The sequence below is a fragment of the Agrobacterium sp. fls2-241-TYG-188a genome (genome assembly GCF_030209845.1).
The window spans coordinates 1043797-1067493 of sequence record NZ_JARVRD010000002.1 but is presented as its reverse complement, the minus strand read 5'-3'; the positions used below and the strand labels follow the sequence as shown (position 1 = coordinate 1067493).

The following is a 23697-nucleotide window of genomic DNA, read 5'->3' as shown; positions in this document are numbered from 1 at the left end:
TTAAATCTTTAAGATAGGGCGGATAATACGATCGCTGTGAGTGCCGTAACATTGTTTGCAGTGTTGATCGTCCTGGCGATTTTCGCTGGCCTTGCGATGGCATCCCGCCACCGTGACAAAATCATCACGAAGATTGCTTCGACGGCCCTGCCGAAATCACACGATGCCACGCCGCTCGACCGTCACTGGATTAACCTGAGTTCGGTCCATTCCGAACCTAGCGCCATCTCCCTGATACAATCCAATCTTGGCGCCTTTGCTGTACGCGTTGGCAGCGCGCGCGCCGCAGGTCGTAGCCTTGATCTCATGTACTACATGTGGAACGCCGACCTCACCGGACAGCTGGTGATGCGCGAGGTTATCGCTGCTGCGGACCGCGGTGTTCGCGTTCGCCTGCTTCTGGATGACTTGGGTGTCTCCATATCGGACAGGGCCTTCCATGCCATAGACAGCCATCCCAACATTGAACTGCGCCTCTTCAACCCGACAAAGGCACGTGAGAACGTCATTCGTCGAGGGCTGGAGCTCCTCATGCGCTTCCGCTCGGTCAACCGACGTATGCACAACAAGGCCTGGATTGCAGATGGCCGGGTTTTGATCGTTGGAGGGCGTAACATTGGAGATGCCTATTTCGACGCCGCCGAGAACGCGAATTTCCGCGATTTCGATGTTATCGCGCACGGAGAATGCGTTGCGCAGGCAGAGGAAATCTTCGACGACTACTGGAACAGTGCCGTTGCCGTGCCTGTTCGGTCCCTTCTTGCAAGGAGGCCAAACAAACTTGCAAAACTTCGGCGCCGCATGGATGTACTCGCCTCAGGCGACGCCGCTTCGCCCTATCTTGCACAGGTGGAAAGGCAGCATCATTCGGGAAACTTCCTGACGGCCGATAATCTTCATTGGGTGGACAATGCGCAAGTGGTTGCCGACCCGCCTGAGAAAGCAGCCGGAAAGCGACGCACCGGTCGCAACTTTCTGATGGAAACGCTTCTGCCCCTGATGGAAGAGACGAAGCATAAGCTTAAGATAACATCGCCCTATTTCATACCGGGGCAGAAGGGAGTGGAAACGCTTTCGCGCCTGTCTGCAAGCGGGGTTTCTGTCAGCGTTCTCACCAACTCGCTTGCCGCGACCGATGTCGCGGCAGTACATGCAGGCTATTCACGATACAGGCGCCCGCTCTTGGTCAATGGCATCAAGCTGCATGAGCTTCGCTTGCTCGCAGATGACCATAAGTCCTTCTCCCTGCGAGGCTCGGGTCAGGCAAGCCTTCATACGAAAGCCTTTACCCGTGATGGCGAAACCGGGTTTATCGGGTCTCTCAATTTCGATCCCCGTTCGATGTCTCTCAACACTGAAATGGGTGTTCTCTTTTCGTCCGAAGAACTGGTTCGGGAAATGGACGAAATCTTCAAGGAAGAAACAAGCCGCGAAATGAGTTTCGAGCTTGCTTTGGACGAACGCAAGAACCTCACATGGACCGGCCTTGTTAGAGGCAAGCCGCAACATTACCGATACGAGCCATATGCCAGCGTGAGCCGTCGTGTGCTTGCTGGCATCATGGGCTTTCTCCCGCTTGAATCACAGCTTTGAAAAAAGCTTGCGAACAACTGATCGAATTTCGCGCTCACGCATTTTAGAAATATGGAAATGCAGGAGAGTCACATGTTCATCACGCCGCCAGAGCCAAAAACCAGCCGCAAAACGGCTGAAATGTACAGGAACGCGGAAGAAACCTACGGCTACTTGCCCAATATGTACCGTGCTTTCGGCCATCGACCGGAGGTGATGGAAAGCTGGAGTGCGCTTCTTGTCAGCCTTCGAGGCAATATCGAGCCGCGCCGCTATGAGCTGATCACGCTGGCAGCAGCGCGGGAACTGCGCTCCTCTTACTGCATGTTGGCACACGCCACTGTTCTGGCTCGGGAAGGCGCTACAGAAGACGAACTGGTTGGCATCATTTCAAATGCAGAAAACGCGCCACTGGATGAACAGGAGCGCGCAATCATGATATTTGCGTCAAAGGTCGTCCATGATGCAACATCGATCACCCAGGCGGATATCGATGCGCTCAAGACGCACGCGCTGACAGACGCCGAAATCTTTGACATTGTCGCAGCGGCGGCAGCCCGTTGTTTCTTTTCAAAAACACTGGACGCGCTGGGCACCCAACCGGATCCGGCCTACGTCGAAAAGCTTGGGCCCCAACTTGCCAAGAAACTGGCACTAGGTCGTCCGGTAGAGCAGCCCACAGAAGCTGCCCTACCCTGATGGCGATCAGGCAGCTTTTTTGCCGAGCAACTTCGCAGCCTGGATTTGTACCAGCGTGTCCAGGTTCTGGTTGACGCGGCAATAGAACTCTTCTTCGATGAAGGGCCGCAGCATGAAGTCGTTACCACCAGCTTTCAGGAAGCGCGCAGACAACAGGCGGTTCGTAGACGAAGAAACGCCGATAATGCGCAGCTCATGAGAACCGCGCATGGTGCGAATACGGCGTGTGAGCTCAAATCCATCGATATCGGGCATGTTATAGTCGGTAACGACCAGACCGATATCCTTGTTGTTCTTGAGAATGTCCAGAGCCTTGGCACCGCTCTCAGCAAGGCTGACGCGGAAGTTATACCGCTTCAGGCGGCTGGAAAGAAGCGCGCGCGCAGTCGGGCTATCATCGACGATAAGGACGTGGTGGCGGTGGTTTGTCAGAAAGCGGCAAACCGATTCCGTCAGCATGTCGACGGCAAAGACGTTGTCTTTCAGGATGTAGTCGACAACTTCCTTGGTGATCAGCTTCTCGCGCGTATCTTCATGGAAGGTACTCGTAAAGACGATTGTCGGGATCGAGAGATCAATGAGATATTCGAGCGCTTCGCCGTTTTCTGCACCAGGCAGATTGATATTAGAGATAGCGAGAGTAACAGGTTCGGTGGAATGTTCGTAACACTCCTGCAGCTCTTCAAAGTTCCTGCAGATTTCGACTGAGAGTCCAAGCAACTCTTTCAGGCGGGCACCAATCATCTGGGTAAAGACATTCGAGTCTTCAGCCAGCAGTATTCTCGTTTCGTCAAACGGTACGCCTGAATACTGCATACCTGTGATACCCAAAAAATTCATAGTGCCCCCAAAACACCTCAATTGTTTGGACACACTATATGGGACAGTATTTTCGGAATAATTAATTGCGACACCTGTGTCGCAACTATGGTTACTGATTTTCAAAGCTCTTTTTAGCTTAAGTGCACATTAGAGCGTCATGCGCTTTAGCGTATCGACCACTTTCTGAAAATCATAAGGCTTGGAAAAGAAGACGCTCCGCGGCGGAAGCGCGTCGTCGTCTGGACGATGGTGGCCGGAGGTGAGGACTATGCCAAGTGGCATGTCTGTCGCCCTTGCCCAGTTGGCAAGCGCTACGCCATTCATGCTGCCGGGCATATCCACGTCGGTAAACAGGACGTCGACATCCGAGCGATGCTCCAGAATCTCGACGGCCTCGTCTGCACCGCAGGCTTCGATGGCGTTGAAACCGGCATCCTCGACCATGTCGACGGCCATCATCCGTAAGAGCGGGTCGTCTTCAACGACCAGCACCACCTGTTTGGCGAATGGATTACTCTGTCCCATATCAAGTCACCTGCTTCCACATCCAAGCGTCGAGTTCTTCGAACCCTTAACCCTTGGATTGAACAACGTGCCGATGGGGTGCTTGTTCCTTCAATAGCTGTGGAAACAGGCTTCCCGGCCCATCAAAAGCCAGCAGAGATGGACGTAAAAAATTCAACATTTACGGGAATTTCATTTAGACAGAACGGGTTAGCCCACCGTCTACGCGCAGGTTCTGGCCAGTAATATAACCTGCGCCGCCAGAGGCGAGGAATGCGACCGTTGCCGCTATCTCTTCACTTCTGCCATAACGCTGCATAGGCACCATCTCGCGCCGCTGCTCGGTTGCGGGCAAACTGTCGATCCAGCCGGGCAGCACGTTGTTCATCCGCACATTGTCAGGCGCATATTTGTCGGAGAAGATTTTCGTGTAGGCCGCAAGGCCAGCGCGAAAAACGGCGGACGTGGGAAACATCTCGCTTGGCTCAAATGCCCATGCCGTAGAAATGTTGATGATGGCGCCAGATTTCTGCTCGATCATCACTGGTGTGACGACGCGCGTCGGGCGGATAACGTTCATCAGATAAACGTCCAAGCCGGTATGCCACTGCTCGTCGCTAATTTCGAGAATGGGCGCGCGCGGACCATGACCCGCGCTGTTTACGAGAACATCGATGCGGCCGAAGCTTTGCAGCGTCATATCAACCAGCTTCTGCAGGTCGTCGGTGGACTGGTTGGAGCCGGTCACGCCGATGCCGCCAAGCTCCTTTGCCAGGGCCTCGCCCTTGCCGGACGATGAGAGAATGGCGACCTTGTAACCATCTGCGGCCATGCGTTTCGCCACCGCAGCACCCATGCCGCTTCCGCCTGCCGTAATGACTGCAACTTTTTCCGTCGACATGGTGCTTCCTCCAAGCTTCCTTAGTTTTCTGCTGATCTATTTGAGCCAGCCCGCAATCCGGCCAATCGCTTCGGCGATGTCTGACACCGAACCCGCGTAGGAGAACCGCAGAGCGCGGTGACCCTCCAGCGGATCGAAATCAAGACCGGGCGTTGCCGCGACATCGATCTCCGCCAACATGCGTTTGGCAAAATCCATGCTGTCGTTGGAATAGCGGCTGGTATCGACATAGGCGTAGAATGCACCATCCATGGGCGAAGCCAACGGCAAACCCAGCTCCGGCAGGCGGCTGGTCAGAAAATCGCGATTGGTGCGATAGCTTTCCTTGTAGACGTCAAGTTCTTCCTCTGCGGAAAAAGCAGCCGCTGCTGCAAGCTGCGACAGTTCGGGCGCTGAAATATACATGCTCTGCGCAAGGCACTCTATGGGCCTGATCAGCTTTTCCGGCAGGACCATCCAGCCAATGCGCCAGCCAGTCATGCAGTAATATTTGGAGAAAGAGTTGATGACGATGGCGTTGTCGCTGAGTTCAACGGCACTCGTCTCGTCACCAACAAATGTCAGCCCGTGATAAATCTCGTCGGAAATGAAGGCGATGTCACGGCTGTCGCAGTAGCCTATCAGACGTTTGAGCGCCTCACGGCCCGTGACTGTGCCCGTAGGATTGGCTGGGCTGGCGAGCAGCACGCCCTTGAGCTTGCAACCGGCTTTGGTTTCCGCCCGCTCAAGGCTGGCCGGGGTCAATGTGTAACCGGTCTCTGCGGTTACGGGAACTTCGACAACGTTCAGCCCAAGCGCCTTGAGGATATTACGATATGCGGGATAGCCCGGTCGAGCGATCGCAACCGCATCGCCGACATCAAACAGCGCCAGAAACGCAAGATTGAATGCCGCGGACGAACCAGTCGTAACAGCAATACGTGCCGGGTCCACAATCGCGCCGTGGCGCAGGCGATAACTGGAGGCAATCGCCTCGCGCAACTCCCGAAGCCCCAGTGCATCCGTATAGCCAATGCGGCCATGTTTCAGCGCAGCTTCTGCAGCCTTGAGCGCAACCTTCGGAGCGGAGTGCGAGGGTTGACCTACCGCCATGGAAATAACGGGTCGACCCGCCTGTCTGCGACGATTGGCTTCTGCCAGAATATCCATGGCATGAAATGGCTCAACCGCGCTTCGCTTGGACAAGGTTATCAAAGGCATGTTCTTTCTTGGAAAACTGTCGGAGATTTGCCGTATTATTGCTGTCATCACAATGGCGACATCGCAACGGACAGATTACTTTGCGATATGGCAATTAAATTAAATTACGGTAATTGCGTGGGATAACGGAATCATCACGCAAACCGCATCTATGAGGACAGACATGGCGCTTTCGATCAAATCCACGGCTCTGGCCTGCATGACGGCTCTTTCCACGCTATTCGTCTCGCTACCGGCACATGCGCTGGATGATCAGCAGAAGAAGGAATTCGGCGCGTTCATCAAGGAATACCTGATCGAAAACCCGGAAATCATGCTGGAGGTTCAGGAGGCGCTTGAGCGCAAGCAGTATGAAAGCCGCAATGCCAAGGCTGCGGAAGCTGTCGCCGACAACCAGAAAACCATTTTCCAGTCGAAGTATGACCTTTCGCTCGGCAATCCCAATGGCGATGTCACGCTTGTCGAATTTTTCGATTACAATTGCGGCTATTGCAAACGGGCCATGGCGGATGTCGACACGATCCTGAAGACCGACAAGAATGTGCGCTTCGTCCTCAAGGAATTCCCCATCCTTGGGCCGGAATCACTGGAGGCCCACAAGGTTTCCAATGCCGTGAAGCTGATCGCACCTGAGAAGTATCCACAATTCCAGAGAACGCTTCTTGGCAGCTCTGGCCGCGCCAATGAAGAAAGCGCGATGGAAGTCGCTCAATCGCTTGGCATCAAGGAAGCGGATATCCGCAAATCCATGGCTGCAAATCCCAATGATGAGCAGGTCAAGGAAGCCTATCAGCTGGCCACAAATCTCGGCATCACCGGCACGCCCTCCTACATCATTGGCAACGAGGCTGTCTTCGGTGCGGTCGGTGCGGTGCCGCTGAAGGAAAAGATTGCCAACATGCGCAGCTGTGGAAAGGCGACCTGCTCTTAAAAAAGCAGGCCAGAAACACCGCCAAAGCCCAGAAGATTTAGGACAACCCGTGCTTTACGTGCTTCGGGGCTTTTCCTTCGCGGTCGCGCGGTCTATAGGTGGCGCTGATTTTTTGACGGAACGGCAAATGAGCAACACGATCTTCGTCCTCAACGGACCCAATCTCAACATGTTGGGAAAACGGGAACCGGGCATTTACGGTGGCAAGACGCTGAAAGATATCGAGAACGAATGTGAAGAGGCTGGCAAGGCCCTTGGCTTCGTCGTCGAGTGTCACCAGTCCAATCACGAGGGCGTGCTTGTAGACCTCATGCACCAGGCCGGTGAGCGCGCCGCGGGCGTCATCATCAATCCAGGCGCATATGGACACACCTCCATTGCACTGCATGATGCAATTCGCGCCATCTCCGTTCCCGTGCTGGAAGTTCACATCTCCAACATCCATGCGCGCGAGGAATTCCGCCATAAATCGATGATAGCGCCTGCCGCAAAGGGAATGATTTGCGGCTTTGGACCTTACGGCTACATCATGGCGCTCAACGCTTTGAAAAACATCACGGCATAAAAAGAAACAATCAGAATAGGGTTTGTCATGTCTGAAAAGAAAAACGGTATCGATAAGGAACTGATCCGCGACCTCGCGAACATTCTCAACGACACCGACCTTTCCGAGATCGAAGTCGAGCAGGACGATCTGCGTATTCGCGTTTCGCGCTCCGCCCCTCCTGCCACGGTCTATGCTGCTGCACCGCCGCAGTACCAGCAGGCCCCTGCCGCCCCGCAGCCTGCACCAATGGCCGCACCGGCTGCTGCCGCCGCGCCCGCAGCACCTGCGCGCAACCCGGCCAACACCGTGTCGTCACCAATGGTTGGTACGGCCTATCTTTCCCCGGCACCAGGCGCACGGCCATTCATCGAGGTTGGCGCCTCGGTCAAGGAAGGCCAGACCCTGCTGATCGTCGAAGCCATGAAGACCATGAACCAGATCCCTGCACCGAAGTCCGGCAAGGTAACGGAAATCATTGTCAACGACTCCCAGCCTGTAGAGTATGGTGAAGCCCTCGTGGTCATCGAATAAGGGCGCACAGTCATGGTATCCAAGATCCTCATTGCCAATCGCGGCGAAATTGCCCTCCGTGTGCTGCGCGCTGCAAAGGAGCTCGGCATCCCCACTGTTGCTGTCCATTCCACGGCAGACGCAGACGCAATGCATGTGCGCCTTGCAGATGAAAGCGTCTGCATCGGTCCTCCGCCATCGCGCGACAGCTATCTGAACATTCATCAGATTGTTGCTGCCTGCGAAATTACCGGCGCGGATGCCGTTCACCCGGGCTACGGCTTCCTGTCTGAGAACGCCAAGTTTGCCGATATTCTCGACGCCCACGGCATCACCTTCATCGGACCGACCGCCGACCATATCCGCATCATGGGCGACAAGATCACTGCCAAGCAGACCGCAGCCGATCTCGGAATTCCCGTGGTTCCCGGTTCGGATGGCGAAGTGAAGCCAGAAAACGCGTTGGAAATCGCCCGCAAGATCGGCTTCCCTGTGCTTATCAAGGCAACCGCTGGCGGTGGTGGCCGCGGCATGAAGGTTGCCAAGGACGAGACAGAAGTCGAAGAAGCCGTGTCCACGGCCCGCTCCGAAGCCCTGGCGGCATTCGGCAACGACGCCGTCTACATGGAAAAATACCTCGGCAAGCCTCGCCACATCGAAGTGCAGGTTTTTGGCGATGGTGCAGGCAATGCCATTCATCTGGGTGAACGCGATTGCTCCTTGCAGCGTCGTCACCAGAAGGTACTGGAAGAAGCCAATTCGCCCGCATTGACCGTCGAGCAGCGCATGAAGATCGGTGAAATTTGCGCCGATGCCATGCGCAAGCTGAAGTATCGTGGCGCCGGCACCATCGAGTTCCTCTATGAAAACGGCGAGTTCTATTTCATCGAAATGAACACCCGCCTGCAGGTGGAGCATCCGGTAACCGAAGCCATCACCGGCATGGATCTTGTGCAGGAGCAAATTCGCGTTGCATCCGGCCAGGGACTTTCGGTGACGCAGGACGAGGTGAAGTTCAATGGCCACGCCATCGAATGCCGAATCAATGCTGAAGATCCGCGCACCTTCGTTCCCTCTCCGGGAACGCTGACCTATTTCCACACGCCCGGCGGTCTTGGCGTTCGCGTGGATTCAGGCGCTTATCAGGGCTACAAGATCCCGCCTTACTACGACAGCATGATCGGCAAGCTGATCGTGCACGGCCGCAATCGCGACGAATGCATCCGTCGTCTGATCCGCGCGCTGGACGAGTTCGTGGTTGACGGTATTAAGACCACCCTGCCCCTGTTTCAGGATCTTCTTCAGAACGAAGACATCCTGAAAGGCGATTACGACATTCACTGGCTGGAGAAGTATCTGGCCGGCGACAAAAGCTGATTGATGGCGAGGCGCAGCAGAAATAACGACATAACCGTCGATATTCTGCTGCGCGCCTATTCCATCGGCCTTTTTCCCATGGCCGATGCAGCCGACGACCCGGAGCTGTTCTGGGTTGAGCCGGAGGTGCGCGGCATCATCCCGCTCGACAATTTCCATGTTTCCAAAAGCCTGGCCAAAGTCATCAGAAAAAAGCCGTTCGACATCCGCTTCAACACGGACTTCGAAGGGGTGATGGCGGGTTGTGCAGCCGAAGTCGATAACCGGCCCAGCACCTGGATCAACGAAACCATTCGTCGCCTTTACACTGAACTTCACGAAATCGGTCACGCCCACAGCGTCGAAGCCTGGGAGGGCGAGGAACTGGTGGGCGGGCTCTATGGTGTCTCACTTGGCTCGGCATTTTTTGGAGAAAGCATGTTCTCCAGACGCACCAACGCATCGAAGATCTGCCTCGTCTATCTTGTAGAGCGATTGAGGAAAAAAGGCTTTACCCTTCTCGACACGCAGTTCACGACCGAACACCTGAAAACGTTTGGCGCAATCGACGTGCCCAAAGCGGATTATGCGAAGCTGTTGGAGCCCGCTGTCAACTCGGCAGACATATTGTTCTGAGTTTGAGTTGGCGCGAATTATCGCCCGAAAACAAGCAGGCTCAACCTGCGGCTTGGAGAATCAATTCGTCTTTGAGGCCGCGGTTGGCGCAGGAACATCCGATTCCTGTTTGCAGCCGGTCAGCCAGACGTCATAAATCGGGTGTTCGACAGCATTCAAGCCGGGGCTATCGGCAAACATCCAGCCCGTGAAGATGCGTTTGATCTTGCGATCCAACGTAATTTCGTCGACCTCGATGAAGGCGTCGATCTTCTGCGCTTCTGTGTCGTCTCGTGAATAGCAGACCTTCGGCGTCACCTGAAGGGCGCCAAATTGCACTGTCTCGTTCAGATAGACGTCAAATGAGGTGATACGACCAGTAATCTTGTCGATGCCGGAAAAGACGGCGACGCGATTTTCAATACGGGCGGCGGATGCGGGAGCGACAGCACCGGCAAGTGGCAGGACCGCCAGCAGCGAAACAGCCATAACACGCAAAAAACGATCTCGCGTGATTTTTCCCATATCGAAGCGTCTCCAGAAAGATTTCCCGCACCATCAAGTGCGGGCTCAACGCCTACAGGCGGATTGTGGCGAAAACGGGTGGCAGGGGTGCCGATGAGCTGCACATTGGACCGCAATCGAACGCAGCAGCCACCCTCGCAGTTTTACTCAGCTACCGGGCGTCCATGCGTCGTAATCGCCAGTAACGCGTGGGCGCTCACCTGTTGCAGCCAGCGAGCCCTGTGGGCGATAGGCCTGCGATGTGCCGGTAAGATTAGGCTTATGAGCCTTCTGCCATTCACGAGCCGTGTAGCTCTCCTGGCTCGGCGGCGTGTCGGTGCGGTAATGCATCCAGCCGTGCCAACCTGGCGGAATCGCCGAGGCTTCGGCATAACCATTATAGATGACCCAACGACGCGGCATTCCCCAGGATGTAGTGCCACCTTCATAATAGGTGTTTCCCAACTCATCCTGCCCAACCTTCTTGCCGAAACGCCATGTATGAAAGCGTGTTCCAATGGTCTGGCCGTTCCACCAGGTGAAGATTTGCGTCAGGAGAGTCTTCATAATCCGTTCCTCGGGCTTGAGTGTGCTGCGATGATATGACGTCCGCAACACAGCAGAAGCTTATGCCGCCCCATGGGCCGATTGTCCAGTATTTCCCGCAATCTCGGCACTATTTCAATTTCATGCTGAAGCCGTAATGCCGCTTTTCAAAACCAAGCCGGTCATAGAAGCGGTGAGCGTCTTGCCGCGCCATGTTGGATCCCAATTCTATCGTTTTGACACCGCGCTTGCGGGCTTCATCAATGCAGTGCTTGATCATGATGGCGCCAATTCCCCGGCCTCGCATATCAAGCCGCGTCTGCACGGCCTGTATTTTCAGAGATGACGCACCCCGACCCACAAGCTTTGTGAGAATCGCCGTCTGGAACGTGCCGATGATCTCTCCATCGAGACACGCCACGTAGAGAGCCTCATTGGCGGAAGCGCGGATGGCGCGAAAGGCAGCAAGATAGTCAGGATATGCCGCGTCGTCCGTCGTGTCGCCGTGACCGCCGATTTCATCGGCAGCAAAAATGGCGATGAGCGCCGCTAGATCGCTTTCCTCAGCCAAGCGAATGACGAGGTCGTGGATACCGGCACTCATCGGGCAAGCGTCTTTTCCATGACGATCCCGGGCAAACCAGCCACCCCGGCCATTTTTTCCACTCGATCAACTTCCACAAAGCCGACACCTTTGTAGAAAGCAATTGCCGCCGCATTTTTCGGCTCGACTTCCAGGCGCATGATTTCGGCATCCGGAAAACAGGTTTCGAGCTCCGCGAATATATCGCGACCGACGCCCTGCCGCTGGAATTGCGGATCGACATAGAGCTGATGCAGCAACGCGGTCTTTGCCATTTTGCTGGACATGGCGGCAAAGCCCATGCCGCCGATGCGCTTGCCATCGTCCGCGATCAGAAACTCGCCACCCTTCTTTTCAACGCGCTCTTTCATAGCCTTGGGAGAATGCCATTCCGCAATCAGTTGAGCGACCTTGTCGGCGCCATAGATGCCGTCATAGGTGGCGTGCCATGTCCGCGCCAAGAGTGCCCTCACCGGCTCGATATCGCGCTCACTGGCCGTGCGAATGAAAAACACCATGTTCACTCCGTCTGAAAATGAAAATGCCGGGAATAATCCCGGCTCGGTTGGCTGCGCTTCTCCTCAACGTCATCCTCGGGCTTGTCCCGAGAATGACGGAAGAGATGTTTTCCTTCTCTGATTGCTCAGCGGAGTAACCCCGCCGAACAATCCTTACTCTTCGATGCCAAGCTGGGCCTTCACGAGCTCCTGGACGGCCTGCGGATTGGCCTTGCCGCCCGTTGCCTTCATGACCTGACCCACGAACCAGCCGGCCAGTGTCGGCTTTGCCTTGACCTTCTCGACCTGATCCGGGTTGGCAGCAATGATTTCGTCTACGGCCTTTTCAATGGCGCCCGTATCCGTCACCTGCTTCATACCGCGGCTTTCCACGATTTCTGCCGGATTGCCGCCCTCGTTCCAGACGATTTCGAAGAGATCCTTGGCAATCTTGCCGGAGATGGTGTTGGCCTTGATGAGATCGATGATACCGCCGAGCTGATCGGCTGATACCGGAGTTTCCTCGATGCCCTTGCTGGACTTGTTGAGCGCGCCAAGCAGATCGTTGATCACCCAGTTCGCGGCAATCTTGCCATCACGACCTGCAGCAACCAGCTCGTAATAATCCGCGATCGCCTTTTCCGAAACAAGGATGGAGGCGTCGTAGACAGACAAGCCAAGCTCGCTCACGAAGCGCGCCTTCTTGTCATCTGGCAACTCCGGCAAATCCTTGCCCAGTGCCTCGACATAGGCATCGTCAAATTCCAGCGGCAACAGATCCGGGTCGGGGAAGTAGCGATAGTCGTGCGCGTCTTCCTTGGAGCGCATGGAGCGCGTTTCGCCCTTGCCCGGATCGAACAGGCGCGTTTCCTGATCGATGGTGCCGCCATCTTCCAGAATCGCAATCTGGCGGCGTGCCTCGTATTCGATCGCCTGACCGATGAAGCGGATGGAGTTCACGTTCTTGATTTCGCAACGCGTGCCAAAGGCTTCTCCGGGCTTGCGCACGGACACGTTGACGTCGGCGCGCATTGAGCCTTCGTCCATGTTGCCATCGCACGTGCCGAGATAACGAACGATGGACCGCAGCTTCGTCATATAGGCCTTCGCCTCGTCGGACGAACGCATGTCCGGCTTGGAGACAATTTCCATCAAAGCCACGCCGGAGCGGTTGAGGTCGACATAGGACATCGTCGGGTGCTGGTCATGCATCAGCTTGCCCGCATCCTGCTCCAGGTGCAGACGCTCGATGCCGATTTCGATATCTTCGAAATTGCCCTGGCGGTCGGGGCCGAGCGAGATGATGATCTTGCCTTCGCCGACGATCGGATCCTTGAACTGCGAAATCTGGTAGCCCTGCGGCAGGTCGGGGTAGAAATAGTTCTTCCGGTCGAAGATGGAGCGATTATTGATCTTGGCCTTCAGCCCGAGGCCTGTGCGAACGGCCTGCGCCACGCACTCCTCGTTGATCACGGGCAGCATGCCCGGCATTGCTGCATCCACCAGCGACACGTTCGAGTTTGGCGCATTGCCAAACGTGGTGGAGGCGCCGGAAAACAGCTTGGAATTGGAGAGAACCTGCGCGTGAACCTCCATGCCGATGACGATTTCCCAATCGCCGGTGGCACCGGGAATGAAGCGTTTCGGGTCTGGTGTGCGCACGTCTACAAGGGTCATATCAAGCTCTTAATATACGGATTTCTGTCCTCTGTGAGGTAGAACAATTGGCCACTTGGCGCAAGGCTTGTCACACTCTAGGAGATATCGCATCGTTTCTGCCATCGACTGAAAGATCTGATGTTCACATTCCAGAATTCGCTTACCGGGACGATAGTGGCATATTTCTCAGCCATCGCATTCTTCCTGGCCTTCAACGTCGTGGTCTTTGCCATCTACTGGCTCGACAAATCTGCGGCAAGAAACGGCGGACGCCGCATCAGAGAGAGCACGTTATTGTGGCTTGCGGCTATTGGAGGGAGCGCCGGTGCCGTTCTTGCGCAACGTCTTCTACGGCACAAAACGCAGAAAGAACCCTTCCGGACGATTCTCCTAGCCATTGTAATCGTTCAGATGGCGGCCATCTTAAGCTTCGTTCTGGTGCCCGAATGGTGGAAGGACCTGCTGACAAGTTTCGGCATGGGCCTTTAAAAGTCGAAGCCATAGGATTCGTTTTCGAATTCAACGATTTGCTTTTCCAGACCGATGGACTGAACTTCTCGGTCCAGCTTCTGCAGATATTTCACCGACAGCCAGCTCACGCGATATCCATGCTTGCAGAAAAATGAGACCGCTGCTTCGTTCTGCGAGTGACTTTCAAGCTTCGCAGAAGCGAATCCCCGCTCGGTGATCTGCCGCTCGACCTCGATCAGGAGTTGGCTACCGATTCCACGGCGCTGAAAAGACGGCGCAATCCAGAAATCCGTGATCGTCTCATCGAAATTTTCACGGGCCGCCCAACCAGCAATGGCCCCATCAAGCTCCGCAAGTGTAATCGCACCCCAAGCAGACTGCGTGAAACTCTCAAACGCAACGCGGGCATTGCCTCGCAGTTCTTCCGTCACGCCAATCGCAGCGCTCGCTTCCGCCCAGGCCAGAAGACCTATCGCTGACAGGATGGGGGCGTCTGCCTGCCTAGCGGACCGAATCGTGATCACATTCCTCTCCAACGCGGAGTGTGGCGCCGCATAACGGGCCGCCATTGCGTGTTAAAGCTGCATCCGCAGCCAAAGGCTCATTTCCCGATTCTCAAGCCAGCCTGTCAAGATTGTTCAGCCGCCAGACAGCGTTCACTGAACGAAAAAACCACCGGCTTTCGCCGATGGTTTTAAAGCTTGCGACACGTGCCAGAAGTCAGGTGCGTTCGATCCTGATGACCTGCGGCTCACTGACAAGATACTTCTTGTCCTTGATCGCGGCCACAGCCTTGCGAATTGCATCTTCCATTGTCGCATGGGTCACGAGAATGATGGTCTGCGGGGCGCCCTCGACTTGGACACGCTGACGCTGCACGATCGATTCAAGCGAAATATTGTTGTCTGCCATCGCAGTCGCGATGGAAGCAAACACGCCAGCCTTGTCCTTGACCGTAAGGCGAATGAAGTAGCCGCCTTCGTGGCTCTTCATCTTGGCGCGGCGATATTCCGTCAGCGACTTCGCTGGGCGACCCAGAACCGGCACCTGCTGGACGCCGGGGCGGCTCTTGGCGATATCAGCGATATCCCCCAGTACCGCGGAAGCTGTGGCATTGCCGCCTGCCCCGGGGCCAACCATCAGCAATTCGCCAAGAATGTCAGATTCGATCGCGACAGCATTGGTAACGCCATCCACCTGCGCGATGACAGAGTCCAGCGGCACCATCGTTGGATGAACGCGTTGTTCTATGCCGGATTCCGTCATCTGCGCAACGCCCAGAAGCTTGATGCGATAACCAAGATCCGCAGCCGCCTGGATATCCTCAATCGAAATATTGGTGATGCCTTCGAGGTAGATATTGTCGGCGGAAATCTTGCTGCCGAATGCGAGCGTGGTCAGAATGGCAAGCTTGTGGGCAGTATCATTGCCCTCGATGTCAAAAGCCGGGTCCGCTTCGGCATAGCCAAGGCGCTGTGCTTCCTTCAGGCAGACCTCAAAGGACAGGCCTTCCTTTTCCATCTTTGTAAGGATGTAATTGCAGGTGCCATTCATGATGCCGTAGATGCGCGACACGTGGTTGCCGGTGAGCGATTCACGCAGGGCCTTGATAACGGGAATGCCACCTGCAACCGCCGCTTCGAAGTTGAGCAAGGCCCCCTTCTCTTCTGCCAGCACGGCAAGCTCGACGCCGTGTTTCGCAAGCAGTGCCTTGTTGGCTGTCACCACATGGAGACCACGTGACAAAGCAGCGCGGACGGCGTTTTCGGCAGCGCCGGAAGCTCCGCCCATCAGTTCTACAAACACGTCGATATCGGCTTTTTCAGCCAGTTCCTCAGGCGTATCGAACCAGGTAATACCTTTGAGATCGATGCCGCGATCGCGCGATCGGTCGCGCGCGCTGACGGCAATAATCTCAATTGCGCGTCCGCAGGTAATCGCAAGTTCGTTGCTTCTCTGCTGGAGGATGCGCACAAGCGAAGAGCCGACAGTGCCGAGTCCCGCTATGCCGATTCTCAATGAATCTGCCATTGGTATATTCCTGATTTACTGAGTGAAGAGGTGGCCGGAACCGGCCACCCTGGTGGATTGCCCTTATCTGTGGGCGTTAAGCGAAACCACATTGTGCAATGTTTCGTCCGCAGTCGACAGGAAGCGCTTGAGATTGCGCGCAGCCTGACGAATTCGATGTTCGTTTTCAACGAGGGCCAGACGCACATAGTCGTCACCCATTTCGCCAAAGCCGATGCCCGGAGCGACCGCGATGTCGGCCTTTTCAACCAGCAGCTTGGAGAATTCAAGCGAGCCGAGATGACGGAATTTTTCTGGAATCTTCGCCCAGGCAAACATCGTGGCTGCTGGCGGCGGCACTTCAAAGCCGGCCTTGCCAAATGTGTCGACCATGACATCGCGGCGGCGGCGGTAGACATTGCGAACCTCTGCAATATCGGTGCCATCGCCGTTAAGCGCGTGGGTGGCGGCAACCTGGATCGGGGTGAACGCACCGTAATCCAGATAGGATTTGACGCGCGTCAGGGCGCTGATCAGGCGCTCGTTTCCAACCGCAAAGCCCATACGCCAGCCCGGCATGGAGAAGGTCTTGGACATGGAGGTGAACTCCACGGCCACGTCCATGGCGCCCGGTACTTCAAGCACCGATGGTGGCGGATTGTTCTCGTCGAAATAGATTTCCGAATAGGCCAGATCAGACAGGACGATGAGATCGTGCTTCTTCGCAAAAGCAATCACGTCCTTGTAGAAATCCAGCGATGCCACATGTGCCGTCGGGTTCGAAGGATAGTTGATGATCAGCGCCAGCGGCTTTGGAATGGAGTGCCGCACGGCACGCTCCAGCGGGCCAAAAAACGTCTCATCCGGCTCGACATTCATAGAACGGATGACACCGCCCGCCATCAGGAAGCCGAAGGCGTGAATGGGATAGGTCGGGTTGGGACAAAGAATGACATCGCCCGGAGCCGTGATGGCCTGCGCCATATTGGCGAAGCCTTCCTTGGAGCCAAGTGTGGCCACGACCTGTGTGTCGGGGTTCAGCTTGACGCCAAAGCGACGAGCGTAATAGGCCGCCTGCGCGCGGCGCAGACCCGGAATTCCCTTTGATGAGGAATAGCGGTGCGTGCGTGGATCCTGCACGACTTCGCACAGCTTATCGACAATGGCCTTGGGGGTAGGAAGGTCGGGGTTACCCATTCCAAGGTCGATGATATCGGCGCCACCCGCTCGCGCGCTCGCTTTCAAACGGTTGACCTGTTCGAACACGTATTGCGGCAGACGCTTGACCTTGTGAAACTCTTCCATCTCTTTCCTCATGGAAATGAGCCGAACAACCGGCTCACATAGCGTTCGTTTTTGATGTGAAACACAGCCGACACGAACAAATCGGACCTGTATCGTTCATTGTACCGCATGGCCCGCAAAACACGAATTGGTTTTCGGCAGGGGTCAAGTTTACCCACTCCCCCCTAAGGAAGCGGGCAGCCGCGAACCAAAAGACTCGCGGCACCTTTCGGTGACAATGGTTGTTGCATAACGCGACTTTTTTCAAAAATGCAAGGCGACCGGCAGCGTTTGCCGACGCCTTGGCTCAATCAACCTCGCTCACCGCGTACAATTGCGCTTTTGATGACTGAAAGCACACGTTCGGGCTGGATATCCGTGCACACCAGCTGGCTGGGATGCCCATCCCACTTGCCGGGCGGAAATCCAACGCCATCAGGCTTCTGGATCGTCTGCCCATCGGCAAGCCCTCCGCACACGACCCGTATTGCGCCACTGCGGGTTTCGAACAGTTCGGGATTGGTGAGGTAAACGCAGGCGCAGCTGTCATGGACCACCATGCCATCGCCCGTTCTTTGACTGTAGAACTCGATGTAGAACTGCGACAGATCGGACAGGAGCTGGACATCCGGCCCTCCTTCCAGTGCCATATCCGCCATGAACTTCGATGTCATGACGGTGCGGGTCGTGACATCGAGACCGACCACGATCACCCGCCACGGCGCGGTGAACACGAGGTCTGCTGCTTCTGGATCGCCGTGAATGTTCGCCTCTGCGGCGGGGCTCACATTGCCATTGATGTCAAACGCGCCGCCCATGACGATGACCTGCTTCACAAGGGCAGCAATATCGGGATCTTCCCTCAGGGCCAGCGCGAGGTTCGTCATGCGACCCACCGCGATCAGCGTCACCTCGCCGGGGTTCGCCTTGACCGTATCGATGATGAAATGATGCGCGGGGCGCGCGTCAAGCGGAAGCGGAATGACATCAGGAACACCAATATTGCCCAGACCGTCTTCACCGTGAATAAACGTCGGCCAATGCCCTTCGGGACGAGACGGATCGAACGTCACGCCCGCGCCCTTGGCAACCGGTGCCGACATGTTCCATTGCTGCTTGAGAAACAGCGCATTGCGCGTGGTGATATCCAGCGGCGCATTGCCGAACACTGTCGTTACGCCTACAAGGTCGATATCGGGGTGGCGATGTAGGAAAAGCAGTGCCATGGCGTCATCGATGCCGGGATCCGTGTCAAAAATTACCTTAAGCATTACTGTCCTCAAAATCTCATCGCAGCGGAATCGGCCTGTAAGACGCCGCACCTGCCCTCAGCATAAACGGACAGAGATTGTGCGCAATGCTTTAGAGCACGTCCTTTTGTGTCGTAAAGCATCAGGATAACCCGCCAGAAAAATCATTGCGCAGGCAGCGGATCGGTGACAGAAGCGACCGTCCCTCTCCTTCCCGGAATTCCTGCCTTGCAAGACGTCGCGCTCAATCTGTTTTTCCTGCTGTTTCTTGTCGCCATATTCGCTGGTTTCGTCGATTCGATTGCAGGAGGCGGCGGTCTTATCGTGCTGCCAGCCATGCTGATCCTGGGCATCCCTCCGCTTGAAGCCTTGGGGACAAACAAGTTGCAGGCACAGTTCGGTTCTGCATCGGCCACCATTGCCTATGCCAGGCGCGGCCATGTTGACTTGAAGAAACAGTTCCCGATGGCGCTGATGGCCTTTCTGGGTGGCATTGTTGGCGCGATCATAGCGGCATTCGTGCCACCGGACATCTTGCGTATGATCATGCCGTTTCTTTTGATCGCCATTGCGATCTATTTCGCCTTCAAACCCAACCTCAGCGATCTCGACAGCCATCGCCGCATCACACCGATTCTGTTCGGGCTGACCATCGTCCCACTTGTCGGTTTCTATGACGGTATATTTGGGCCCGGCGCAGGCTCATTCTACATGCTGGCCTTCGTGGGTCTTGCCGGCTTTGGCATGTTGAAGGCCACAGCCCACACCAAGCTTCTGAACTTCGGCTCCAACTTTGGAAGTTTTCTTGTCTTTACAGTCAGCGGCGCCATCATGTGGAAGCTGGGTCTGATCATGGGTCTAGGCCAATTCCTGGGTGCTCAGATCGGCTCTCGTCTCGCTATGAAGAACGGGGCGAAGATCATCCGTCCACTTCTGGTCATTTCCTGCATCGCCATGGCAACAAAGTTGCTGATCGATTCCGGCACCTTGGCTGAGGTCGCCCGGTACATCTTTGGCGGGTGAACTTACCCGGTCAGGGCGGGCACCGCCGTTGGTTCCTGCAGGACAATGACGGCACCAATGATCTCATTTTTGGTGCCGCGTAGCGGCGTCATACGGCAACGCGTGGTGAAAGTGCTGCAACCACGTCGCCCCTTGTGAATGTAATCCACAACATTGCCTTCAAAGCATCTGTTGAAGGCGGGACGCGCCATTTTCTCGAAACTCTCCTCCCCGATGAATTCGGCGACGTGGCATCCGATCATCGAAAGAGGCGACTTGCCGATAAACTGGGCGTTGGCCTGGTTCGCATACAAATACCGGTGGTCACGCGTGATGACACCGACTCGATCCGGCAAGCAGTCGAGAACAGCCTCATTGAAAAGAGGCTGCTCCACATTTTCGAACGGGAGAGCGCTTTGAGGGCCGCCGACTGGCGGCTGTTGAAAACCATCTCTTCCGTTGCTGCTGTTGCGGAAGTACCGATCGATCAACATGGACATGGCTGCGCTGCGGCGCACGACGGTGGACTTGTCATCCGCCTCATCTCGGATCAAGCCGTTGAGGAATTGCAACTGCATGTGAGCTTCTTCTCGCGTTTCTGCCCGGTAGGCCAGAATTTCCGCGATCATTGGCTCCAGTTCCTTGTCCAGCAGGCGAACAAGATCATCATATCCGCAAGCCACAGCCTGTCTCAATTGCGTGCATTTGAGCGAGAAAGCGTCGAACAGTCCTAGCAATGGCACCTCCCTGTCACCACACACACGTTCTTCGTGCCCAAGACGAATTCTTGTCTTCGACACGATCGCAAAATCCTATTTAATTTCGACTCACCAGAGGCTCAGTCATTCTTGCCTGCTGTTGGACCCGTCGAAATTCACCTTCCGCTATGGCGTGAGGTGCGACTTGGAGCAAAGCGCGTGCGCTGCATCGAGTACGCTGGAACGACATTCCTCGCGACTATGAACACGACGATTGGCTGGTCCGTCAATACACTAGTTTTCACCTATAGCGCGCAAAATATCGAATTAATATTTGTTATAACAAGTTTAAACGAAGCGCCGGGATTATTGTGTAACATTGTTACACATCCCGCCAAAACAATACTTAGATTGACCGCCAAATATACTGTTTTCTTGGTCTGAAGCGGCTAAAAATCGCCTATTTGCGACATGGCCACCAACATGCCTCTGCACGCACGGCCTCAAATTGACAATCGTAAATTATCAAACGCACGCGTGCTGAACGTGCGCTGTCGTCAGAATGTCAAATGACATAGTGATCAGGCCACGGCTCTGTTGCGCCGGTCAGCCAGTTCCTTGACGATGATGATGGCACCGACAAGCTTGTAGGAGGGAGAATAGCAAGGAGACATCTCGTAGGAACGCACTACGGTGCGTCCATCGATATCTTCGGCATAGGTGTATTTCGCAGCTTCGCCTTTGAAGCACGCATCCAGCTTTTCGCGCAGTGCCTGCTGGAAATGGTGGATGCCTATGAATTCGGCAATGTGACGACCGATAATGTCGTTGGTCTTGGCCTCGTAGCACAGAGCATTCAAAGCGTTGGTGTAGTTGATGCGGTACCCTGGCGAGACGACGAAGACCCGCTCGTCGAGGTCATCGAGCCTGTCTTCGTCGAGAATGACGTATGGGCTCCAGGATGCGGGTTCACCGTCTGGTGTTGCTCCATCGTAGGGAAGTCCGGCGCCGATGTAACGATCAACAAGCTTGCCCAGCAATTCTGAATTCCGCTGGACGCAGCCTGTGTCCTCCGCCTCTTCGTTCAGAAGATCGATTGCAAAGCGGAACTGCTCAAGCACCTCAGACGAGCTTTTGGTTTTGAAGCTTGTGATACTCTCCAGCAAAGGATCAAGCTCGCGATCCAGTATAGTAATCTTCTGGGCGTCGTTGCGATCAACGGCTCCCTTCAGCTCCGAATATCTTTGCCAGAACAAGTCAATCAAAGCTTTCAACTCGACTCTCCCCCGGGGGTGATTGTGCGCCACTCGCACTTTCAAACTTACACCGGTTCAGCGGCCCCGAGACCCGTTACATACGATCACCATGAAGAATGGCGTAACGAGAGACAGCACTGCCATCACAACATTGGACAAATTAACACACGCGGAACGTCTTTAACAAATCCCAGAAATTGTGAAGAAAAATATACATACACAATCCTGAGATGTTTTCATGATTCCAAGACCAGACATTAAATCTTCTAGTCCTATAATGCTGCCTTGATTTTCCAGCGATCATGATACCAAAGCCATTGCCCGGGATATTCCCGGACCCAGCTTTCCACCTTATCGTTGAGCATTTGTGCGGTTTTCTGCACATCGACGTTTCCGAGTGCATCGCGAGGAATATCCACTTTCGGTTCAATTTCCAGCCGATAGCGGTTATCTGGCAGACGGATGCAACGCGCAGGAAAAACATCGCACCCAAATTGCCTTACAAGCTTTGCCAGCAATGGATTGGTAAGGACGTCGTTACCGAAAAACTTGGTGGGCAGGCCTTTGCGAAATTTCTGGTCTACAAGCACGCCAACACCGCCACCTTTTTCCAATTGACGGGCAAGCGCAAAAGCAGAGCCAGCATGCGACGGTACGAGATTGCCCATGCGTTCCTTGCGGAAATTGAAGACCTTCTCCGCCACATAGGGATTGTTCGGCGGGCGGAACAGCACCGTCGTATCCAGGCCGAAAGCGGAGCCAGCGACGGGCAACAGCTCGAAGTTGCCGGTATGGGCGGTAAAAACGATGAATGGACGCGGATTGTCGCGCAACTCCAGAAAGGTATCGGTTCCAACAACCTCGATGCGTCCCGGCTCGGTCTTGGTCGGATCAAAATCGAAGAGGCGGTCCAGAAAAACATATTCCGCAGCCAGGCGTCCCATATTGCCCCAGCTGTCGAGCGCAATCTCCTCCTGCTCGTGCTCCGTCTTTTCCGGATAGGCGCGCTTGAGATTGTACAGCATCAGCTTGTGACGCGGCGTTCTGGGACCGATTTTCCGCGCGACTCGGTCCGCAAAACGGATTGCGGGGTCCGCAGGTGCAAGCTTCAGCAGATTAAGAACGCTGAAGGCGAGCGTCGCGTTAAACCACTGGCGGAAATTTTCGAGCGCCAGAACGACGCGCGTAATGAACATCTTCAATGGCGTCAGTCCATCCGAAGAACGATTTTGCCGAAGACCTGACGGGTTTCCATCCGCTCCAGCGCCTTCTCGATCGTGTCGAATGTCACTTCCGTATCGATAACCGGGTGGACGAGGCCCCGTGCCATTTTCTGCATGGCATCGGCCATGTTTTCCATCCGGCATCCGAAGGATCCGAGCAGTTTGAGCTGTTGTTGGAAAAGCATCATCAGATTGATGTCCGTCGACACGCCTGAGGTGGAGCCGCAAGTCACCAGACGGCCGCCGCGCTTCAGCGAGAACATGGAGCCTGCCCAGGTGTCCTTGCCCACATGTTCGAAGACAACGTCCACGCCCTTCTTCTTCGTCAGCTTGCGGACAACGCCCTCGAACCGGTCTGTGCGGTAATTGATGACATGGTCAGCACCCAGCGCCTTGGCGCGCTCGATCTTGTCATCAGAGCCAACGGTGGTGATGACGGTGCAGCCCATTTTCTTGGCGAGCTGGATTGCCGCAGTGCCGATACCGGAACCGCCTGCGTGAATGAGAATGGTCTCGCCTGGCTGCAGCTTGGCATTGTCGAACAACATGTGCTCGACGGTACCGAATGTTACCGGGGCAAGAGCCGCGCCAATTGCGTCAACGCCAGGCGGTGCCGGAACGAGCTGACGGGCTGGAATATTCATCTTTTCCTGAGCGAAGCCGTCCAAGTGGAAGCCATGAACACCGGCAACGTTTTCGCAGAGGTTGTCGCGACCCTCGACGCAGTGGCGGCAGAGCCCACAGGTGCGTGCGCCATAGATGGAAACCAGCTGACCCGGCAGAACATTGGAAACGCCCGGACCGATTGCCTCAACCACGCCCGAGGCTTCCGCGCCGATTGTCAGCGGCATCTTGCGCTTGGCAAAGGCCATACCACGCCAGCCCCAGACATCGATATGGTTCAAAGCCACCGCCTTGACGCGCAGCGTCACCTCACCGGGCGCCGGCGCCTCGGGTTCGGGCAGTTCAACTTTTTCAAGCTTACGATCATCTACGAGTTGCAAGGCGCGCATAATGAAGTCCTTCGCCCGAAGGCGTTGTTTTTGTTTTTAAACTG

26 protein-coding genes are annotated in these 23697 nt (G+C 55.5%); 9 read left to right on the top strand and 17 right to left on the bottom strand.

Annotated features, from left to right (window positions below):
- The first annotated feature begins 36 nt into the window (after window positions 1-36).
- Complete coding sequence (locus QRN85_RS11935; RefSeq protein WP_284758196.1) at window positions 37-1593, top strand: phospholipase D family protein; 1557 nt, start codon at window positions 37-39, stop codon at window positions 1591-1593.
- 72 nt (window positions 1594-1665) lie between these two features.
- Window positions 1666-2271: a carboxymuconolactone decarboxylase family protein gene (locus QRN85_RS11930; protein WP_284758194.1), complete on the top strand. Its 606-nt coding sequence runs from the start codon at window positions 1666-1668 to the stop codon at window positions 2269-2271.
- Between the two features lie 6 nt (window positions 2272-2277).
- On the opposite strand, the gene QRN85_RS11925 is transcribed toward QRN85_RS11930, so the two are convergent.
- From QRN85_RS11925 to QRN85_RS11910, 4 genes are all read right to left on the bottom strand, one after another.
- Window positions 2278-3111 (bottom strand): response regulator, encoded by an 834-nt coding sequence (locus QRN85_RS11925; RefSeq protein ID WP_062589795.1) that lies wholly within the window; start codon window positions 3109-3111, stop codon window positions 2278-2280.
- A 129-nt stretch (window positions 3112-3240) separates the two neighbouring features.
- A complete protein-coding gene (locus QRN85_RS11920) occupies window positions 3241-3618 on the bottom strand; it encodes a response regulator (RefSeq protein ID WP_062589796.1) in 378 nt (125 codons plus the stop codon).
- Window positions 3619-3793: 175 nt separating this feature from the next.
- Window positions 3794-4498 carry an SDR family oxidoreductase gene (locus QRN85_RS11915; RefSeq protein WP_284758191.1) on the bottom strand — a complete coding sequence of 235 codons (705 nt, stop codon included), beginning with the start codon at window positions 4496-4498 and terminating at the stop codon, window positions 3794-3796.
- A gap of 36 nt (window positions 4499-4534) precedes the next feature.
- Entirely contained in the window at window positions 4535-5692 is a 1158-nt protein-coding gene (locus QRN85_RS11910; RefSeq protein WP_062589917.1) for a pyridoxal phosphate-dependent aminotransferase, read from the bottom strand.
- 169 nt (window positions 5693-5861) lie between these two features.
- Between QRN85_RS11910 and QRN85_RS11905 the strand changes: the two genes are divergently transcribed.
- From QRN85_RS11905 to aat, 5 genes are all read left to right on the top strand, one after another.
- Complete coding sequence (locus QRN85_RS11905; RefSeq protein WP_062589798.1) at window positions 5862-6629, top strand: DsbA family protein; 768 nt, start codon at window positions 5862-5864, stop codon at window positions 6627-6629.
- Window positions 6630-6756: 127 nt separating this feature from the next.
- Window positions 6757-7194: a type II 3-dehydroquinate dehydratase gene (aroQ, locus tag QRN85_RS11900; protein WP_062589799.1), complete on the top strand. Its 438-nt coding sequence runs from the start codon at window positions 6757-6759 to the stop codon at window positions 7192-7194.
- 27 nt (window positions 7195-7221) lie between these two features.
- On the top strand, window positions 7222-7707 hold the full coding sequence (gene accB / locus QRN85_RS11895) for an acetyl-CoA carboxylase biotin carboxyl carrier protein (protein ID WP_062589800.1): 486 nt from the start codon (window positions 7222-7224) through the stop codon (window positions 7705-7707).
- A 12-nt stretch (window positions 7708-7719) separates the two neighbouring features.
- Window positions 7720-9063, top strand: a complete 1344-nt coding sequence (gene accC, locus QRN85_RS11890; RefSeq protein WP_062589801.1) for an acetyl-CoA carboxylase biotin carboxylase subunit — start codon at window positions 7720-7722, stop codon at window positions 9061-9063.
- Between the two features lie 3 nt (window positions 9064-9066).
- The gene (aat, locus tag QRN85_RS11885; protein ID WP_284758185.1) at window positions 9067-9678 is read left to right on the top strand and encodes a leucyl/phenylalanyl-tRNA--protein transferase; all 612 of its coding nucleotides are present in this window, start codon (window positions 9067-9069) and stop codon (window positions 9676-9678) included.
- Window positions 9679-9738: 60 nt separating this feature from the next.
- Here the strand turns inward: aat and QRN85_RS11880 are convergent, their stop codons facing one another.
- The 5 genes from QRN85_RS11880 to gatB all read right to left on the bottom strand — a co-directional run bounded on the left by QRN85_RS11880 (window position 9739) and on the right by gatB (window position 13464).
- A complete protein-coding gene (locus QRN85_RS11880) occupies window positions 9739-10182 on the bottom strand; it encodes a DUF2155 domain-containing protein (RefSeq protein WP_062589803.1) in 444 nt (147 codons plus the stop codon).
- A 147-nt stretch (window positions 10183-10329) separates the two neighbouring features.
- Complete coding sequence (locus tag QRN85_RS11875) at window positions 10330-10728, bottom strand: NADH:ubiquinone oxidoreductase subunit NDUFA12 (protein WP_062589804.1); 399 nt, start codon at window positions 10726-10728, stop codon at window positions 10330-10332.
- A gap of 109 nt (window positions 10729-10837) precedes the next feature.
- Window positions 10838-11311 carry a GNAT family N-acetyltransferase gene (locus QRN85_RS11870; protein WP_284758183.1) on the bottom strand — a complete coding sequence of 158 codons (474 nt, stop codon included), beginning with the start codon at window positions 11309-11311 and terminating at the stop codon, window positions 10838-10840.
- Entirely contained in the window at window positions 11308-11805 is a 498-nt protein-coding gene (locus QRN85_RS11865; RefSeq protein ID WP_284758853.1) for a GNAT family N-acetyltransferase, read from the bottom strand. The genes QRN85_RS11870 and QRN85_RS11865 overlap by 4 nt, the downstream gene beginning before the upstream one ends.
- A gap of 156 nt (window positions 11806-11961) precedes the next feature.
- On the bottom strand, window positions 11962-13464 hold the full coding sequence (gene gatB, locus QRN85_RS11860) for an Asp-tRNA(Asn)/Glu-tRNA(Gln) amidotransferase subunit GatB (RefSeq protein WP_284758181.1): 1503 nt from the start codon (window positions 13462-13464) through the stop codon (window positions 11962-11964).
- 120 nt (window positions 13465-13584) lie between these two features.
- Between gatB and QRN85_RS11855 the strand changes: the two genes are divergently transcribed.
- A complete protein-coding gene (locus QRN85_RS11855; protein ID WP_284758179.1) occupies window positions 13585-13935 on the top strand; it encodes a DUF1294 domain-containing protein in 351 nt (116 codons plus the stop codon).
- Here QRN85_RS11855 and QRN85_RS11850 read toward each other — a convergent pair.
- The 4 genes from QRN85_RS11850 to QRN85_RS11835 form a co-directional block, all read right to left on the bottom strand.
- A complete protein-coding gene (locus QRN85_RS11850; protein ID WP_284758177.1) occupies window positions 13932-14441 on the bottom strand; it encodes a GNAT family N-acetyltransferase in 510 nt (169 codons plus the stop codon). The genes QRN85_RS11855 and QRN85_RS11850 overlap by 4 nt on opposite strands.
- A gap of 196 nt (window positions 14442-14637) precedes the next feature.
- Complete coding sequence (locus QRN85_RS11845; RefSeq protein WP_284758175.1) at window positions 14638-15948, bottom strand: homoserine dehydrogenase; 1311 nt, start codon at window positions 15946-15948, stop codon at window positions 14638-14640.
- Between the two features lie 63 nt (window positions 15949-16011).
- The gene (locus QRN85_RS11840) at window positions 16012-17232 is read right to left on the bottom strand and encodes an LL-diaminopimelate aminotransferase (protein ID WP_062589809.1); all 1221 of its coding nucleotides are present in this window, start codon (window positions 17230-17232) and stop codon (window positions 16012-16014) included.
- 290 nt (window positions 17233-17522) lie between these two features.
- On the bottom strand, window positions 17523-18482 hold the full coding sequence (locus QRN85_RS11835; RefSeq protein WP_284758173.1) for a nucleoside hydrolase: 960 nt from the start codon (window positions 18480-18482) through the stop codon (window positions 17523-17525).
- A gap of 207 nt (window positions 18483-18689) precedes the next feature.
- Between QRN85_RS11835 and QRN85_RS11830 the strand changes: the two genes are divergently transcribed.
- Window positions 18690-19484 carry a TSUP family transporter gene (locus QRN85_RS11830; protein ID WP_284758852.1) on the top strand — a complete coding sequence of 265 codons (795 nt, stop codon included), beginning with the start codon at window positions 18690-18692 and terminating at the stop codon, window positions 19482-19484.
- A gap of 2 nt (window positions 19485-19486) precedes the next feature.
- Here QRN85_RS11830 and QRN85_RS11825 read toward each other — a convergent pair whose 3' ends face one another.
- The 4 genes from QRN85_RS11825 to QRN85_RS11810 all read right to left on the bottom strand — a co-directional run bounded on the left by QRN85_RS11825 (window position 19487) and on the right by QRN85_RS11810 (window position 23653).
- Window positions 19487-20263, bottom strand: a complete 777-nt coding sequence (locus QRN85_RS11825) for a PAS domain-containing protein (protein ID WP_284758171.1) — start codon at window positions 20261-20263, stop codon at window positions 19487-19489.
- Between the two features lie 479 nt (window positions 20264-20742).
- Complete coding sequence (locus tag QRN85_RS11820; protein ID WP_113093238.1) at window positions 20743-21435, bottom strand: PAS domain-containing protein; 693 nt, start codon at window positions 21433-21435, stop codon at window positions 20743-20745.
- A gap of 254 nt (window positions 21436-21689) precedes the next feature.
- Window positions 21690-22613, bottom strand: coding sequence for a lipid A biosynthesis lauroyl acyltransferase (locus QRN85_RS11815; RefSeq protein ID WP_502870779.1), 924 nt, complete (start codon window positions 22611-22613; stop codon window positions 21690-21692).
- 11 nt (window positions 22614-22624) lie between these two features.
- Window positions 22625-23653, bottom strand: coding sequence for a zinc-binding dehydrogenase (locus QRN85_RS11810; RefSeq protein WP_113093237.1), 1029 nt, complete (start codon window positions 23651-23653; stop codon window positions 22625-22627).
- Between the last annotated feature and the right edge of the window lie 44 nt (window positions 23654-23697).

Coding starts and splice junctions, on each gene's coding strand:
- QRN85_RS11870 (WP_284758183.1), bottom strand. CDS start 11,311: ATGAGTGCCGGTATCCACGACCTCGTCATTCGCTTGGCTGAGGAAAGC.
- QRN85_RS11815 (WP_502870779.1), bottom strand. CDS start 22,613: ATGTTCATTACGCGCGTCGTTCTGGCGCTCGAAAATTTCCGCCAGTGG.
- aat (WP_284758185.1), top strand. CDS start 9,067: ATGGCGAGGCGCAGCAGAAATAACGACATAACCGTCGATATTCTGCTG.
- QRN85_RS11840 (WP_062589809.1), bottom strand. CDS start 17,232: ATGGAAGAGTTTCACAAGGTCAAGCGTCTGCCGCAATACGTGTTCGAA.
- QRN85_RS11845 (WP_284758175.1), bottom strand. CDS start 15,948: ATGGCAGATTCATTGAGAATCGGCATAGCGGGACTCGGCACTGTCGGC.
- QRN85_RS11880 (WP_062589803.1), bottom strand. CDS start 10,182: ATGGGAAAAATCACGCGAGATCGTTTTTTGCGTGTTATGGCTGTTTCG.
- aroQ (WP_062589799.1), top strand. CDS start 6,757: ATGAGCAACACGATCTTCGTCCTCAACGGACCCAATCTCAACATGTTG.
- QRN85_RS11810 (WP_113093237.1), bottom strand. CDS start 23,653: ATGCGCGCCTTGCAACTCGTAGATGATCGTAAGCTTGAAAAAGTTGAA.
- QRN85_RS11920 (WP_062589796.1), bottom strand. CDS start 3,618: ATGGGACAGAGTAATCCATTCGCCAAACAGGTGGTGCTGGTCGTTGAA.
- QRN85_RS11925 (WP_062589795.1), bottom strand. CDS start 3,111: ATGAATTTTTTGGGTATCACAGGTATGCAGTATTCAGGCGTACCGTTT.
- QRN85_RS11915 (WP_284758191.1), bottom strand. CDS start 4,498: ATGTCGACGGAAAAAGTTGCAGTCATTACGGCAGGCGGAAGCGGCATG.
- QRN85_RS11855 (WP_284758179.1), top strand. CDS start 13,585: ATGTTCACATTCCAGAATTCGCTTACCGGGACGATAGTGGCATATTTC.
- gatB (WP_284758181.1), bottom strand. CDS start 13,464: ATGACCCTTGTAGACGTGCGCACACCAGACCCGAAACGCTTCATTCCC.
- QRN85_RS11875 (WP_062589804.1), bottom strand. CDS start 10,728: ATGAAGACTCTCCTGACGCAAATCTTCACCTGGTGGAACGGCCAGACC.
- QRN85_RS11930 (WP_284758194.1), top strand. CDS start 1,666: ATGTTCATCACGCCGCCAGAGCCAAAAACCAGCCGCAAAACGGCTGAA.
- QRN85_RS11835 (WP_284758173.1), bottom strand. CDS start 18,482: ATGCTTAAGGTAATTTTTGACACGGATCCCGGCATCGATGACGCCATG.
- accC (WP_062589801.1), top strand. CDS start 7,720: ATGGTATCCAAGATCCTCATTGCCAATCGCGGCGAAATTGCCCTCCGT.
- QRN85_RS11905 (WP_062589798.1), top strand. CDS start 5,862: ATGGCGCTTTCGATCAAATCCACGGCTCTGGCCTGCATGACGGCTCTT.
- accB (WP_062589800.1), top strand. CDS start 7,222: ATGTCTGAAAAGAAAAACGGTATCGATAAGGAACTGATCCGCGACCTC.